The organism is Caulobacter sp. DWR2-3-1b2 (assembly GCF_049896345.1).
In the GTDB taxonomy this organism is placed as follows: Bacteria; Pseudomonadota; Alphaproteobacteria; order Caulobacterales; family Caulobacteraceae; genus Caulobacter.
Map to the genome: position 1 here is coordinate 667,162 of NZ_JAFCUC010000001.1, position 13,519 is coordinate 680,680.

At 67.7% G+C, this 13,519-nt stretch carries 19 protein-coding genes; 10 read left to right on the forward strand and 9 right to left on the reverse strand.

What is annotated here, in order from left to right; all coding sequences use genetic code 11:
* Positions 1-44 precede the first annotated feature (44 nt).
* The gene (locus ACP694_RS03175) at positions 45-521 is read right to left on the reverse strand and encodes a DUF2244 domain-containing protein (protein ID WP_426010348.1); all 477 of its coding nucleotides are present in this window, start codon (positions 519-521) and stop codon (positions 45-47) included.
* 65 nt (positions 522-586) lie between these two features.
* Here ACP694_RS03175 and nth point away from each other — a divergent pair, with 65 nt between their 5' ends.
* Positions 587-1,291, forward strand: coding sequence for an endonuclease III (gene nth / locus ACP694_RS03180; protein ID WP_426010350.1), 705 nt, complete (start codon positions 587-589; stop codon positions 1,289-1,291).
* A 133-nt stretch (positions 1,292-1,424) separates the two neighbouring features.
* Here nth and ACP694_RS03185 read toward each other — a convergent pair whose 3' ends face one another.
* On the reverse strand, positions 1,425-2,279 hold the full coding sequence (locus tag ACP694_RS03185) for an ATP-grasp domain-containing protein (protein WP_426010351.1): 855 nt from the start codon (positions 2,277-2,279) through the stop codon (positions 1,425-1,427).
* 104 nt (positions 2,280-2,383) lie between these two features.
* On the opposite strand from ACP694_RS03185, the gene ACP694_RS03190 reads away from it, so the two are divergent.
* Genes ACP694_RS03190 through ACP694_RS03215 form a run of 6 tightly spaced genes read left to right on the forward strand, consistent with a single transcriptional unit; the run spans position 2,384 to position 6,448 of the window.
* Positions 2,384-3,373, forward strand: coding sequence for an adenosine kinase (locus ACP694_RS03190; RefSeq protein WP_426010353.1), 990 nt, complete (start codon positions 2,384-2,386; stop codon positions 3,371-3,373).
* 8 nt (positions 3,374-3,381) lie between these two features.
* Positions 3,382-3,972, forward strand: coding sequence for an imidazoleglycerol-phosphate dehydratase HisB (gene hisB, locus ACP694_RS03195; RefSeq protein WP_426010355.1), 591 nt, complete (start codon positions 3,382-3,384; stop codon positions 3,970-3,972).
* A gap of 13 nt (positions 3,973-3,985) precedes the next feature.
* Positions 3,986-4,627: an imidazole glycerol phosphate synthase subunit HisH gene (hisH, locus tag ACP694_RS03200; RefSeq protein ID WP_426010357.1), complete on the forward strand. Its 642-nt coding sequence runs from the start codon at positions 3,986-3,988 to the stop codon at positions 4,625-4,627.
* Complete coding sequence (hisA, locus tag ACP694_RS03205) at positions 4,615-5,349, forward strand: 1-(5-phosphoribosyl)-5-[(5-phosphoribosylamino)methylideneamino]imidazole-4-carboxamide isomerase (RefSeq protein WP_426010358.1); 735 nt, start codon at positions 4,615-4,617, stop codon at positions 5,347-5,349. The genes hisH and hisA overlap by 13 nt, the downstream gene beginning before the upstream one ends.
* A complete protein-coding gene (gene hisF, locus ACP694_RS03210) occupies positions 5,349-6,131 on the forward strand; it encodes an imidazole glycerol phosphate synthase subunit HisF (RefSeq protein WP_426010359.1) in 783 nt (260 codons plus the stop codon). The genes hisA and hisF overlap by 1 nt, the downstream gene beginning before the upstream one ends.
* Positions 6,128-6,448 (forward strand): phosphoribosyl-ATP diphosphatase, encoded by a 321-nt coding sequence (locus tag ACP694_RS03215; RefSeq protein WP_426010361.1) that lies wholly within the window; start codon positions 6,128-6,130, stop codon positions 6,446-6,448. Before hisF ends, ACP694_RS03215 begins: the two co-directional genes overlap by 4 nt.
* Positions 6,449-6,548: 100 nt before the next feature.
* Here the strand turns inward: ACP694_RS03215 and ACP694_RS03220 are convergent, their stop codons facing one another.
* From ACP694_RS03220 to timA, 4 genes are read right to left on the reverse strand one after another with little or no spacing between them, the layout of a single operon-like run.
* Positions 6,549-7,121: a DUF4337 domain-containing protein gene (locus ACP694_RS03220; protein WP_426010363.1), complete on the reverse strand. Its 573-nt coding sequence runs from the start codon at positions 7,119-7,121 to the stop codon at positions 6,549-6,551.
* A gap of 60 nt (positions 7,122-7,181) precedes the next feature.
* Positions 7,182-7,721 (reverse strand): Smr/MutS family protein, encoded by a 540-nt coding sequence (locus tag ACP694_RS03225; RefSeq protein WP_426010365.1) that lies wholly within the window; start codon positions 7,719-7,721, stop codon positions 7,182-7,184.
* Positions 7,722-7,723: 2 nt separating this feature from the next.
* Entirely contained in the window at positions 7,724-8,878 is a 1,155-nt protein-coding gene (locus ACP694_RS03230; protein ID WP_426010367.1) for an MltA domain-containing protein, read from the reverse strand.
* A complete protein-coding gene (timA, locus tag ACP694_RS03235; protein ID WP_426010368.1) occupies positions 8,878-9,477 on the reverse strand; it encodes a TIM44-related membrane protein TimA in 600 nt (199 codons plus the stop codon). Before timA ends, ACP694_RS03230 begins: the two co-directional genes overlap by 1 nt.
* Positions 9,478-9,662: 185 nt before the next feature.
* Here timA and secB point away from each other — a divergent pair, with 185 nt between their 5' ends.
* A complete protein-coding gene (gene secB / locus ACP694_RS03240) occupies positions 9,663-10,157 on the forward strand; it encodes a protein-export chaperone SecB (protein ID WP_426010370.1) in 495 nt (164 codons plus the stop codon).
* A gap of 83 nt (positions 10,158-10,240) precedes the next feature.
* Here secB and ACP694_RS03245 read toward each other — a convergent pair whose 3' ends face one another.
* The gene (locus tag ACP694_RS03245; RefSeq protein WP_426010371.1) at positions 10,241-10,927 is read right to left on the reverse strand and encodes a response regulator transcription factor; all 687 of its coding nucleotides are present in this window, start codon (positions 10,925-10,927) and stop codon (positions 10,241-10,243) included.
* 64 nt (positions 10,928-10,991) lie between these two features.
* On the opposite strand from ACP694_RS03245, the gene ACP694_RS03250 reads away from it, so the two are divergent.
* Complete coding sequence (locus ACP694_RS03250) at positions 10,992-11,501, forward strand: L,D-transpeptidase family protein (protein WP_426010373.1); 510 nt, start codon at positions 10,992-10,994, stop codon at positions 11,499-11,501.
* A gap of 100 nt (positions 11,502-11,601) precedes the next feature.
* Here ACP694_RS03250 and ACP694_RS03255 read toward each other — a convergent pair whose 3' ends face one another.
* On the reverse strand, positions 11,602-12,246 hold the full coding sequence (locus ACP694_RS03255; RefSeq protein ID WP_426010374.1) for a YggS family pyridoxal phosphate-dependent enzyme: 645 nt from the start codon (positions 12,244-12,246) through the stop codon (positions 11,602-11,604).
* Between ACP694_RS03255 and ACP694_RS03260 the strand changes: the two genes are divergently transcribed.
* Positions 12,245-12,874, forward strand: coding sequence for a thiamine phosphate synthase (locus ACP694_RS03260; RefSeq protein ID WP_426010375.1), 630 nt, complete (start codon positions 12,245-12,247; stop codon positions 12,872-12,874). The genes ACP694_RS03255 and ACP694_RS03260 overlap by 2 nt on opposite strands.
* On the opposite strand, the gene ACP694_RS03265 is transcribed toward ACP694_RS03260, so the two are convergent.
* Positions 12,871-13,254 carry an NtrZ family periplasmic regulatory protein gene (locus ACP694_RS03265; protein WP_426010377.1) on the reverse strand — a complete coding sequence of 128 codons (384 nt, stop codon included), beginning with the start codon at positions 13,252-13,254 and terminating at the stop codon, positions 12,871-12,873. The two genes, ACP694_RS03260 and ACP694_RS03265, sit on opposite strands and share 4 nt — an antisense overlap.
* Between the last annotated feature and the right edge of the window lie 265 nt (positions 13,255-13,519).

Genomic DNA, 13,519 nt, shown 5'->3' on the forward strand with positions numbered 1-13,519 from the left:
GATAGTGCGCCCCGCCGCCGCCGTCCGCCCGGTTCTTGCGCCGTTTAGCGATAGCGTTCGGCCCGGGCGTCGAGGATCGCCCGCTCCAGCGCCCGGGCGAAATCGACACGCTCGAGCGGGCTCAGCGCCCGGGCCAGCGTCAGGCGCCGACGCGACATCATCAGCCGCACCCGCGCCTCGTGCTCGCCCGCCTGCTCGACGCCGACCCGGGTGAAGGCGGTGGGCGATGTCCAGATCACGCGGGCGCCCTTCTCGTCCTCGCGGCTGACGGTCACCGCCTCGGCCGTGACCCGCACGCGCTCTGAACGCTCGGCGGCGCGGAAACTGGCGCGGAGGGCCAGGCCCATGGCCAGCACGTCCAGTCCCAGGAACGGCAGCACCGGCGGGGCGCCCAGGATCAACAGGAAGATCCCCACCATCAGGTTGAAGGCGGTCAGCACGCCAAGCAGCACATAGAGACCCTGCCGGTTCATCGACCGGTTGGGCTTGATCACGGCGTCAAGATATAGCGGCGCGGACATGGGCTTGATTTAGGGGCGGCCCCGACGCTTGGCGAGAGGCGCGCATCACGGCATGGTCGCCGCCCATGGCCAAGCCCGCGTCCACCAAGCCGTTCGTCAGAAAACGCCCTGTCGCCAAGCGCCTAACGCCGGCCGAGCGCGCGCGGATCGAGGTGCTGTTCTCGCGGTTCGAAAGCCTGGAAGACCATCCCAAGACCGAGCTCAACTATTCCAACCCCTACACCCTGGTGACCGCCGTGGCCCTGTCGGCCCAGGCGACGGACGTTCAGGTCAACAAGTCGACCGGTCCGCTGTTCCAGGTCGCAGACAGTCCCGCCAAGATGCTGGCGCTCGGCGAGGAAGGCCTGATCGGCTACATCGCCTCGATCGGCCTCTACCGCACCAAGGCCAGGAACGTCATCGCCTCGGCCCGCATCCTGATGGACCATCATGGCGGCGAGGTGCCCTTGAACCGCGAGGCTCTGGAAAGCCTGCCCGGCGTGGGCCGCAAGACCGCCAGCGTGGTGCTCAATGAACTGGATATCGAGCCGGCGATCGCCGTCGACACCCATGTGTTCCGCGTCTCGCACCGGCTGAAGCTGTCAGCCGGAAAGACGCCGGACGCGGTCGAGGACGATCTGATGCGAATCGTGCCGGATCGCTACAAGACCCGGGCCCATCACTGGCTGATCCTGCACGGGCGGTATGTCTGCGTGGCGCGGAAGCCGAAGTGCGAGGTGTGCCGGATCGCGGATCTATGTCCGTCGCGGGAGCTGTTTCTGGGCGCCTAAGCGGCGAACACTTGCCCCTAAGGGTCGCTTCGCGACCGTCTTCCCCCAGAGGGGGAAGAGCCCCGCGTTTCGAGCTCCGCCCCCTATGGGGCGGACAGGCGGCGAAGCCGCCAGGTGGGGGCAAGTCAGTGGGCTAGAGCACCCTAACCACCGCCGCCGCGAACGCCGCGCCGCCATCATGGGCGTGCCGCAGGAACAGGTCCGGCTCGATGACCTCCAGCTCCATCAGCTGGGGCGTACCGTCCAGACCTCGGATCAGGTCGACCCGGGCGTAGGTCAACTGCGTCCCGGCCGCCTTGAGCACCATCGCCGCCGCGTGCAGCGCCTCGGGTTCGGGCGCGACGCCGCTGACCTGGCCGCCGAACTGCGGCTGGACGCGGAAGTCGCCGCCGGTCGCTACCTTGGTCACCGCGTGGCTGAACACCCCGTCGAAATAGAACAGCGAAAGCTCGCCCTCCTCGCCCACCGCCGGAAGGAACGGCTGGATCAGCGCCGGACCAGTGGTGCAGCCCGTCAAACCGTCGGCGTGGCGCAGCTTAACGGTGTCTTGCGATCCGCCGGAGATCTGCGGCTTGGCCACCAGCACGTCGACGCCGAACACCTCGCGAGCCCGATCCAGGTCCTCGAGCGACAAGCGATCCAGAGCGATGGTCGGCACCACCGGCGCGCCCTTCGCCGCCAGTTGGGCAAGATAGGTCTTGGTGGTGTTCCAGCGCAACACCGACACTGGATTGGCCAGGCGCGCGCCAGTGGCTTCAAGGGCGTCGAGCCGCTCGAACCACAGCGGCGCGCGCAGGTGATAGCCCCAGGTCAGCAGCGGCAACACCACACGGGCTCGGGCCGGGTCGAGCGGTTCGACCCAGCTGGCGTGCTCGACGTCCAGGCCGCGCGCCCGCAGCGGCGCCGCGAGACGCTCGAACAATGGGGTCCAGGCGTGGGCGAACAGGGTTTCGTCGGCGGCGGGCGTGAGGATCAGAACGTCGGTCATGCCCTTGGCGGTAGAGCGACACGATCCTTCGGGCAAGGCTCGCGTTGCCTTGCGCGCCTCGATCCGGTACTCCGCGCGCGTCGCCCTTTCGGAAAAGACCTTTTATGACCGCCCTCTACGACGTCGCCGCCATCGGTAACGCTATCGTCGATGTCATCGCCCAGTGTGACGACGCCTTCCTGGAGCGACAAGGCCTGGTCAAGGGCTCGATGGCCCTGATTGACGTGGCGCGGGCCTCTATCCTTTATGACGTGATGGCGTCGGGCATCGAGGCGTCGGGCGGCAGCGCGGGCAACACCGTGGCCGGCGTCGCCAGCTTTGGTGGCAAGGCCGCCTTCATAGGCAAGGTCGCCGACGACCAGCTGGGCCGCGTCTTCACCCACGACATGCGCGCCATTGGCGCCACCTTCAACACCCCGCCCCTGGCGGAAGGGCCCGCGACGGCCCAGAGCCTGATCAATGTCACGCCAGACGCCCAGCGCACCATGTCGACCTATCTGGGCGCCTGTGTCGAGCTGACCGCCGCCGACGTCGACCCGGCGATCATCGAAGCGGCGCAGTACGTCTATCTGGAGGGTTATCTATTCGATCCGCTGGAAGCCCGCCGCGCCTTCGCCAAGGCCGCCGGCCTGGCCCATGGCGCGGGGCGCAAGATCGTCATCACCCTGTCCGACAGTTTCGTGGTCGAGCGTCACCGCGAGGCCCTGCTGGGCTTCATCGACACCCAGTGCGACATCGTCTTCGCCAATGCCTCGGAAGTCTGCGCCCTGTTCCAGACCACCGACTTCGACGCCGCCGTGAAGGCCTTGGCCGGCAAGGTCGAGATCGCCGCCGTCACGCGCAGCGAACACGGCTCGGTGGTAGCCTCCGGCGGGGCATTGCACGAAATCTCGGCCTATCCCGTCGAAAAAGTCATAGACACTACCGGCGCCGGCGACCAATACGCGGCGGGCTTCCTCTATGGCCTCTCCCAGGGCCACCCGCTGCCCGTCTGCGGACAGCTGGGCGCCCTGGCCGCCGCCGAGGTCATCGCGCACTACGGTCCACGCCCGCAGGTCAGCCTGCGGGATCTCGCGGCCCAAAACGGAATTTAAGGACGACCATGGCCCGCACCGCTGAAGTGGTCCGCGAGACGAAAGAGACCCAGATCCGGGTCTGGATCGACCTCGACGGGACCGGCGCCTCGACGATCTCGACCGGCATCGGGTTCTACGACCACATGCTGGAGAGCTTCGCGCGCCACGGCGGGTTCGACCTCAAGGTCGAGACCACTGGCGACCTGCACATCGACATGCACCACACGGTGGAAGACACCGGCATCGTGCTGGGCCTGGCGATAAACAAGGCTCTGGATGGCTTCAAGGGCATCCGACGCTTCGGTCACGCCTATATCCCGATGGACGAGACCCTGACGCGCTGCGCCATCGACCTGTCGAACCGGCCCTATCTGATCTGGAAGGTCGACTTCAAGCGGCCCAAGGTCGGCGAGATGGACACCGAGCTGTTCAAGGAATTCCACCACGCCTTCGCGATGAACGTGGGAGCCTGCGTGCATCTCGAGACGTTGTACGGCGACAACACGCACCACGTCGCCGAAAGCGGCTTCAAGGCCCTGGCCCGGGCGCTGCGTCAGGCGGTCGAGATCGACCCCAAGACCGGCGGCCTGGCCCCCTCCACCAAGGGCGTGCTGTAGGGAATTTGATCTCATGCAGACCGTCGCCCTGATCGATTACGGGTCGGGCAATTTGCGCTCGGCCGAAAAGGCCCTGCGCGAGGCGGCCCGCCGTCACGCCATCGACGCTGACATCGTCGTGACGGCCGACCCGTCCATTGTGGCCGCCGCCGACCGCGTGGTGCTGCCCGGAGTGGGCGCCTTCGCGTCTTGCCGCGCTGGCCTCGACGCCTCGGGGGTCTACGAGGCAATGAACGCGGCCGTGCACGGCAAGGGCGCGCCGTTCCTGGGCATTTGCGTGGGCCACCAGCTGCTGGCCTCGCGGGGCCTGGAGTTCGGCGTCACCCCCGGCCTCGGCTGGATCGCCGGCGAAGTGAAGAAGCTCGAACCCCACGACCCCGGCCTGACCATCCCGCACATGGGCTGGAACGCAATCTCGCTCGCCCATGCCCACCCGCTCTTTACCGGCGTCGAGCACGGCGCCCACATGTACTTCGCCAACTCCTTCGCCTTGACGCCTTCGAACCCCGAGGACGTCCTGGCGACCACCGATCACGGCGGCCCGTTCACGGCCGCCGTGGCCAAGGGCAACGTGGCCGGCGTACAGTTCCACCCCGAAAAATCCCAAGCCGCGGGGCTCGCCCTGCTCGCCAACTTCCTGGAATGGCGCCCATGATCCTCTATCCCGCCATCGACTTGAAGGACGGCCAGTGCGTGCGTCTGCTGCACGGCGACATGGAGAAGGCCACGGTCTTCAACACCTCGCCGGTCGATCAGGCCGAGCGTTTCGTCAAGGATGGTTTCTCGTGGCTGCACGTGGTCGACCTGAACGGGGCTATCCAGGGCAAGTCGATCAACACCATCGCCGTTCAGTCGATTCTGGAGTCGATCTCCATTCCGGTGCAGCTGGGCGGCGGCATTCGGACCCTCGAAGGCGTCGAGGCCTGGATCGAGGCCGGCGTCTCGCGCGTCATCCTGGGCACCATCGCCGTCCATGACCCAGACCTGGTCCGCAAGGCCGCCCGCCTGTGGCCCGAACAGATCGCCGTGGCTGTCGATGTGCGCGACGGCAAGGTGGCCATCGACGGCTGGACTGGCCTGTCGGACCTGTCGGCCATCGACCTGTCGCGACGCTTCGAAGACGTGGGCGTGGCCGCCCTGATCATCACCGACATCAGCCGCGACGGCGCCCTGACGGGGGTCAATGTCGACGGCGTGGGCGAACTGGCCGACGCCGTGTCGATCCCGGTCATCGCCTCGGGCGGCGTCGCTTCGACAGCCGACATCGAGCGCCTGAAGGCCCGCGAGGGCGTGGAGATCGCCGGCGCCATCCTGGGCCGCTCGCTCTATGCCGGCACCATCAAGCCGTCCGAAGCCCTGACCATCGCGGCCGCCTGATGCTGAAGACCCGAATCATTCCCTGTCTCGACGTCAAGGACGGCCGGGTGGTGAAGGGGGTCAATTTCGTGGCCCTGCGCGACGCCGGCGACCCGGTGGAGCAGGCCCGCGCCTATGACGCGGCGGGGGCCGACGAGCTGATGTTCCTGGACATCACCGCCTCCAGCGACGGCCGAGGGCTGCTGCTGGACGTCATTTCCCGCACCGCCGAGGTCTGTTTCATGCCGGTCTCGGTGGGCGGCGGCGTGCGCGAGGTGGCCGACATGCGCCGCCTGCTGCTGGCCGGGGCCGACAAGGTGTCGATCAACACCGCGGCCGTCGAGAACCCTGCCCTGGTGTCGGCTGGGGCCAACGCCTTCGGCGCCCAGTGCGTGGTGGTGGCCATCGACGCCAAGGCCCGCCCCGACGGGTCGGGGTGGAACGTCTGGACCTATGGCGGCCGCCGGGACACCGGCCTCGACGTCGTCGAGTACGCGGCCCTGTGCGTCCAGCGGGGAGCGGGCGAGATCCTGCTGACCTCGATGGACCGCGACGGGGCCAAAATCGGCTACGACATTCCTCTGCTCAAGGCCGTGACCGGGGCGGTGACCGTGCCGGTGATCGCCTCGGGCGGGGCGGGCAAGACCGAACACCTGGTCGAGGCCGCTCGCGACGGCCATGCCGCCGCCGTTCTGGCCGCTTCGATCTTCCACTTCGGCGAGATCAGCATCGGCGAGGCCAAGCGGGCCATGGCCGCCGCCGGCATCGCCGTGCGCCTGGACGACCTGCAGGGGGCCGCATGAGCCGATTGTTCGAGGTGCTTGAGCGTCTGGCCGCCACGATCGAGGCCCGCAAGGGTGGCGACCCGTCGGTGTCCTACACCGCCAAGCTGCTGGCCGACCCGGCCTTGGCCGCCAAGAAGCTGGGCGAGGAAGCCGTCGAGACGGTGATCGCCGCCGTCGCCCAGGGTCCGGACGCTTTGGCCAGCGAGAGCGCCGATCTGCTGTACCATTGGCTGGTGCTGCTGGCGGCTTCCGGGGTTTCACTGGACGCCGTGGCCGAGAAATTGGCTGGCCGCGAAGGGACATCGGGTTTGGCCGAAAAGGCGTCGCGCGCCTAGAGCATTTTTCGAGCGAAGTGGTTCCGGTTCGCGTGAAGAAAAATGCCTCAAAACAAAAGATTAGAGCTCACGGCCTGACGCAGTCAGGTCGGGAAATGCTCTAGCCCAGCAGCTTGCTGAGGAGCGCCGAGTGCAGGCTCCAGCCCAGGAAGCCCGCTAGGCCCATGATGACGCCAAGCGCTCCGAAGGCCCAGGACGCCCAGAGCGCCGCCGAGATCTCCACCAACGCCGCCACGGCCGCGATGGAGACGGCGATCGAGATCAGGGCGTCGGAAGCATCGAACTGATCGTCATGGACGTTGAGCGCGTCATATCGAGCGGAAAACCCCTCGGCCCTGGCCTTGAGCATAGGGACCTCCGCCTTGTACTTGGCGATCTCGGTCCCTAGCCGCAGGACCTCGACATCGACCGCCGCCAGCGGGCGCGCGCCAGCGGACAGAGCCAGCAGCCGTACCTGGGTTTGGGCCGTTTCGTCGATGTGGCGCTTGGTCTTGGTGGCCTGGTACTCGTTCCAGGCGTCAACGCCATCCGATTGGGCCTGCTGCATCGCCTGGACGATGTTGCCGTCCTTGACCCCGCACAGGCCCATGAAGATCGACAGGGACACCACGGTGATCGCCACGCGCCGGTTGAAGCTCTTGTCCTTGGCCTCGGCCCCGATCTCGATGTCCATGCGCGTCTCCGGAAGTGCGGCGAAGCTTGGCGCCACAATCGTGGCGACCGCTGGGCGCGTTCAGACCCTAGGCGGCCGCCGCTTCAGCGCCACATAGAAGGCCCCATCGCCGCCGTGGCGCTTGTCGGCCGGCGAGACGCCCGCCACGATGTCGCGCAGGGCGGGGCCGGCCAGCCACTCAGGCGTACGTGACCGGAGCACGCCCTGCCCGATCCGCCCCTTGCCGGTAATCACCAAGGCGGCGCGATGGCCGTCTTGCCAGGCGCGGCGCAGGAAGGCCTCAAGCACCGGCTTGGCGCGGTCCTGATCCAGGCCGTGCAGGTCGAGGCGCGCCTCCAACGGCGTGTGCTCGCGGGCGATCTTGCGCTTGCGGTTGGGTTCGATGCCCTCGAGCGGACCGGGCGAGCGCTTGTTTCCCGCCGGCTTGAGGCTGTGAGGGTCGAGCAGGAGCGGGGCAAGCGGCTGGAGCGTCGTGGGCTGGGCCAGCGACTTTTCGGCCTTGGGGGCCCAACCAACGGCCTTCTGGGTCGCCTTGGCCTTCACCGTGGCGGTGACCATGCCCCACAGGCGCATCTCGTCCTGGCGGGGCGGCCGTTTCATCGCTAGCCCCGAGGAACCAACCGATAGAGCCGCAGCTCATGGCGCACGCGCCCGGCCTCGGCTCCGGCCGCCGCGCCCGTGCCCACATAGAGATCGGCCCGCACGTCGCCCTTGATCGCCCCCCCCACGTCGAGCGCCACCGCCAGGCGGCGGTAGGCGGGGAAGGCGCCGCTGAGCTTGGGCGCGCTGGCGTCGAGCCAGTAGAGCTCGCCCATCGCATGCTTGCTGGGGTCGATGGCGATGGCGCGGCCAGCCGGCAGCGGGATCCCCGCCGCCCCCACCGCCTGCTTGCCATCATCGGCCAAGGTCTGGAAGAACACGTAGCGAGGGTTCAGCCGCATGATGGCGTCGGCCTCGGGGCCGCGATGGTCGGCCAGCCATGTGCGGATGGCGTCGCCCGAGGTGTTGTTGTCGGGCAGCAGCCCGCGTTCGCGCATGGCGGTGGCGATGCCGACGAAGGGCCGGCCATTGCTGCCGGCGAAGGCGGCGCGCACGCGGCGGCCGTCCGGCAGGATCAGCACGCCCGAGCCTTGGATCTGCAAGAAGAACAGCTCCTCCGGCCGCATCCAGGCCAGGGGCCGGTTTTCGGTCGAAGCCTCGATGGCGGCGCGGTCGGGATAGGGCACGAACTGGCCGCCCTCGACCCGGCCGGTGACCCTCTTGCCCGCGAAGCCGGGTTCGAACTGACCCAGGTCCAACACCACCAGGTCGACGGGCTTGCCCCGAAGAGGGGCGCTGAACTCCGCCGAGCGCGACATCCGCGCCGCGGATTCCGGGGCGAAATAGGCGGTCAGCGTGCCCTGGCCGGGGATCTGCTCGGGTCGGAAATTGATTTCCAGGAAGCGGCGCGCCTCGGCGTCGTCGGCCGGGCGATCGGCGCGGGCCTTGCGGCAGACCTCGGCCATGGCAGGGTCCGTGGCCACGCCGCAGCCCTGGCGAAAGGCGTCCAGGGCGCCGAGGTGGTCTTCCTGCGACCAGCCGGCCAGGTCGGCGAACGCCACGACGCTTCCGGGCGCGGTCGGCGTCGTCTCGACCGACCCATGCCCCACGGCGACGGGTCCGGTCGGCTTGATCGGCGCCGTGGTGGCGCAGGCCGCGAGCGCCAGGACGGCGAAGGCGGCGACCAAGCCTCCTCGAACCCCCCAAAGACGCGGCATCAGGCCTCCGCGACGTCGACGCGGACCAGGGTCCAGTTGGGGTTCTTGCTCTTCAGGTCGCGCTGGAAGGTCCAGAGGTCGGCTGTGCGACGATCGTCGACCGCCTCGCCAGCGGCGCTGGTCGAGCGGGTGCGAACCTCGGCCAAGATGCGCACCACCGCCTTGGCGACGTCGCCCTCTACGGTGATGGAGTCCAGATCGGTGCGCGGAGAGGCCAGGAACTCGGCCTTTTCGGTGCGGCCCTCGGCTTCGCGGGCGGCGATGGCGCCTTCGAAATTGGCCATGACGTCCTCGGCCAGCAACGGCTTGAGCGTTTCGCGATCGCCGGCGGCAAAGGCCTTGACGATCAGCTCATAGGCTTGCCGAGATCCGCTCAGGAAGTGGCCGATATCGAAATCGGACTGCCGGGCGCGCAGGGCGGCCAGGCCGCTGAGCGCCTCGCCGGCCACTTCGGGCCTCTTGACGTCATGCGGCAGGGCGCTAGCCGGCACGGCGGCGGGGGCGTCCTCGGGCTGACGTCCAACCCGGCGACCCAGGGTGGCGTAGAGCTGGTAGAGGATGACCGCGGCCAGAACCGCGAGGATAATCCATTCAAACACGACAGTTTCCGCTCATTCACCAGGGTCGGGCGGCCAAGACGGGCGCCCAGCCGGGACATCTATCCTATATAGGACAGACGGGCTCGCGCGACAGGCGCCCGGCGTTGCGTGCCAGTCGCCCGCGTGTTAGCAGCCCCGCTCTCTCCTAGCGGCCAATTTCGACGCCGAATACGGATTTATCGCCCATGACCGACACGACCGCCGCTCCGACCGCCCCGCAGGACGACACCGCAGGGACGGAAACCGGCATCCGCATCATCGCCCAGTTCGTGCGCGACTTCTCATTTGAGAGCCCGCACGCCCCCGACTCGCTGCGCGCCGGCGGCCCGCCGCCCGCCATCGACATGGGCGTCGAGATGAACGCCCGGGGCCGCACCGACGGCCTGTTCGAGGTGGACCTGAAGCTGTCGGCCCGCGCCACGCGCGACGAACAGCCGGTTTTTCATGTCGAGGTCCTGTACGGCGGCCTGTTCCACATTGGCGGCGTTTCGGAAGCCGATCTGGAACCCGTCCTGCTGATCGAGTGCCCGCGCTTCCTGTTCCCGTTCGCCCGTCGCCTGATCGCCGATGTCACCAGTGAGGGCGGCTTCCCGCCCTTCCTGATCGACCCGATCGACTTCGCCGGAGTCTATGCGGCCCGCAAGGCCCAAGCCGAGGGCGTAGTGATCGGAAACGCCTGATTTCAGGCGGATCGCTGAATTGGAAAAAGCCCCGGTCGCGCACAGCGACAGGGGCTTTTTGCTGGAAATGGGACAGGCGCCAATCAAGGCTGAAGTCGGTACCCACCCATCTCGGTGATCAAGATCCGCGCCATCGCTGGGTCGGGCTCGATCTTCTGGCGCAGGCGGTAAACGTGGGTCTCCAGCGTGTGGGTCGTGACCCCGGCGTTGTAGCCCCAGACCTCGGTCAGCAGTTCCTCGCGCGACACCGGCTTGGCGCCGGCGCGGTAGAGGTATTTCAGGATGTTGGTTTCCTTCTCGGTCAGCCGGACCTTCTTCTGCTTCTCGTCGATCAGCAGCTTGGCGGACGGGCGGAACTCGTAGGGCCCGATCCGGAACAGGGCGTCTTCCGAGGCCTCGTAACTGCGCAGCTGGGCGCGGATGCGGGCCAGCAGCACACCGAAGCGGAAGGGCTTGGTGACATAGTCATTGGCGCCGGACTCCAGCCCTAGGATGGTGTCGCTGTCGCTGGCCGCCGCCGTCAGCATGATCACCGGGGCGGTGACCCCGTTCTTGCGCATCAGCCGGCAGGCCTCGCGGCCGTCCATGTCGGGAAGATCAACGTCCAGCAAAACCAGGTCGGGCTTGAGTTCACGGGCCATCCGCACGCCATCGCCGGCCGTCGGAGCCTCGGCGACGGTGAACTCCTCGTGAAGGGCCAATTGCTCGGCGAGCGCGCCGCGCAGATCATCGTCGTCATCGACCAGGAGAAGGGTTTTGCGTTGCGCCATGAGCGGGAACATGCACCGCTGCGGCACCCGGCGCCAAGGGCGCTTCTGGACAAGCCGCCGCTCGATGACCTTTCGCGCCCATGCCGACGGCCAGATGACGCTGAACGGTTACACCGTGCGCTGCGCGCTGGGCAAGGCCGGGGTGATCGCGGCGATCGACAAGCGCGAGGGCGATAATCGGAGCCCGCTGGGCGCCTGGCCGATCCGCCGCGTGCTCTATCGGCCGGATGCCTATCCAAACGGCCCGACCACCGCCCTGCCCGCCGCGCCCATCGCACGCCACGATGGCTGGTGCGACGCGCTGGGCGATGGGGCTTATAATCGACCGGTGACCCTGCCCTATCCGGCCAGCGCCGAGCGGATGTGGCGCGATGACGAGATCTACGATCTGGTCCTGGTGCTCGGCCACAACGACGATCCGCCGGTCGACGGCCTGGGTTCGGCGATCTTCCTGCACCTGGCGCGGGACGACTATCCAGGCACCGAAGGCTGCGTCGCCCTGGCGCGGGCCGATGTCGAGGCGCTGCTGGCGGAGGCCAAACCGGGCGACGCGGTGGAGATCATCGCCGACTAGAGCATTTTTCGAGCGAAGTGGTTCCGGTTCGCGTGAAGAAAAATGCCTCAAAACAAAAGATTAGAGCTCACGGCCTGACGCAGTCAGGTCGAGAAATGCTCTAGGCGCGCGTCCCAAACAGCGCCGAACCCACGCGGACCGAGGTGGCGCCGCAGGCGATGGCGATCTCGAAATCGTCGCTCATGCCCATCGAGAGCTTGGACAGGCCGTTGCGCGCCGCGATCTCGCCCAGCATCCGAAAATGCGGCGTGGGATCCATGTCGGCTGGCGGAATGCACATCAGCCCGTCCACGGGCAGATCCAGGCCCCGACAGAGGGCGACGAAGGCCTCGGCCTGATCGGGGAGCACGCCGGCCTTCTGCGGCTCCTCGCCGGTATTGACCTGGACGAACAGGCGCGGCGCCTTGCCCTGGCTCTGGATCTCGCCCGCCAGGGCACGGGCCAGTTTCTCGCGGTCGAGGCTTTCGATGACGTCAAAGAAAGCCACGGCGTCGCGGGTCTTGTTGCTTTGCAAGGGTCCGATCAGCCGCAGCTCGACCGCGGATCGTCGTTCGCTCCAGCGACCCATGGCCTCTTGAACGCGATTTTCCCCGAACACCCGCTGGCCCGCGTCGAGAATGGGGGCGATATGGTCCCAGGGCTGCAGCTTGGACACCGCCACCAAGGTCACGGCGTCGGCCGGTCGGCCGGCTGCGAGCGCGGCGGCCTGGATGCGGGATTGGACCGAGGAGTAGACGTCAGACATGGATTCAAGGCGCGCGATCGACGAGATGGAGGTCCTGTTTAGAACGGCTACGCGGTTTCGCCCATGGCTCGTGCGCGGAAAGCCGGCCCCGCGCCTCCTGTTCTTCACCGATCCGCTGCGCACGCCCGATCCCGAAGGCGTAGCCGAGCGCCTGCCTCCCGGCGCCGCTGTGGTGTTTCGAGCCTTTGGCGCTCCGGACGCCGAGGCGCGGGGCCAAAAACTCAGGCAAATCACCTACCGGCGCGGCCTCCTTTTGCTGATCGGCGCGAACGCTGAGCTGGCCGAACGGCTCGGCGCCGACGGCCTGCACCTGCCGGAACGCATGACTGCCGAACTTCCCGCGATTCGCGCGCGTCATGCCCATTGGTGGCTGACCGTGGCCGCTCATGGCGAGGACGCGGCGCGGGCGGGCGCGGCGGCGGGGGCGGATGCGCTGGTGGTGTCGCCGATCTTCTCCAGCGCCAGCCCCTCGGCCGGTCCGCCGCTCGGCGTTGAGGCGCTGAAACGGATCGTCGCGGCCGTCCCGACGCCGGTCTATGCCTTGGGCGGCGTGCGGGCGAGCACGGTCGACCAATTGCTGGATAGCGGGATCATCGGAATAGCAGCAGTGGAAGCCTTCGGCGCCTAGAACTTGAAGGCGGTTTCCAGTTTCACGCGGGGCGCGGTTTCCTGGATCTCGTTCTTGCGGGCGTTCAGGGCGGGGTTGTTGTCGCCCAAGGCCACGGCGCCGCCAACCCGGATCGACGGGGTGACGCTGTAATAGGCCCCTGCCTGGACGTCCTTCAGCTCCATCTCACGATTAAGCGGCCGGTCGAGGTCGAGCTTGAGGCCCCACTTGCCCTTCTTGGCGTCCCACTTCAGGGACTGCTTCGGGCCTTCCGGCGCAAAGGGCGCGATCTGGGCGGGCTTGCTGAAGTCGTTCTTGACGGTGAAGTCCGCGCGAGGCTTGCTTTGGGCATGGACCATCGTCGTCGATCCCAACAGGATCAACGCCGTAGCCCCAGCCATGAAATACCGTGCCGCGAACATCGCTACTCGAACCTAACCCAACCCGGACCCGATATAGGTCAACCGACATATAGGATTGGGTTCCCTGAAAATCGATTAAAGGCCTGAGTACAACGCGGTCAACCGCCCTTGGATCGGAGCAAGCGTCGCAAGAGTCGATTCAGCGGGCGCCTGTGGCGGTCCTGCCACGCGATTCCTGTTTTGACGCGGCGCGACCATGCTATAGACCGCTTCCGGCTGCGGGGGCGCGCCAGGATGCGCGATC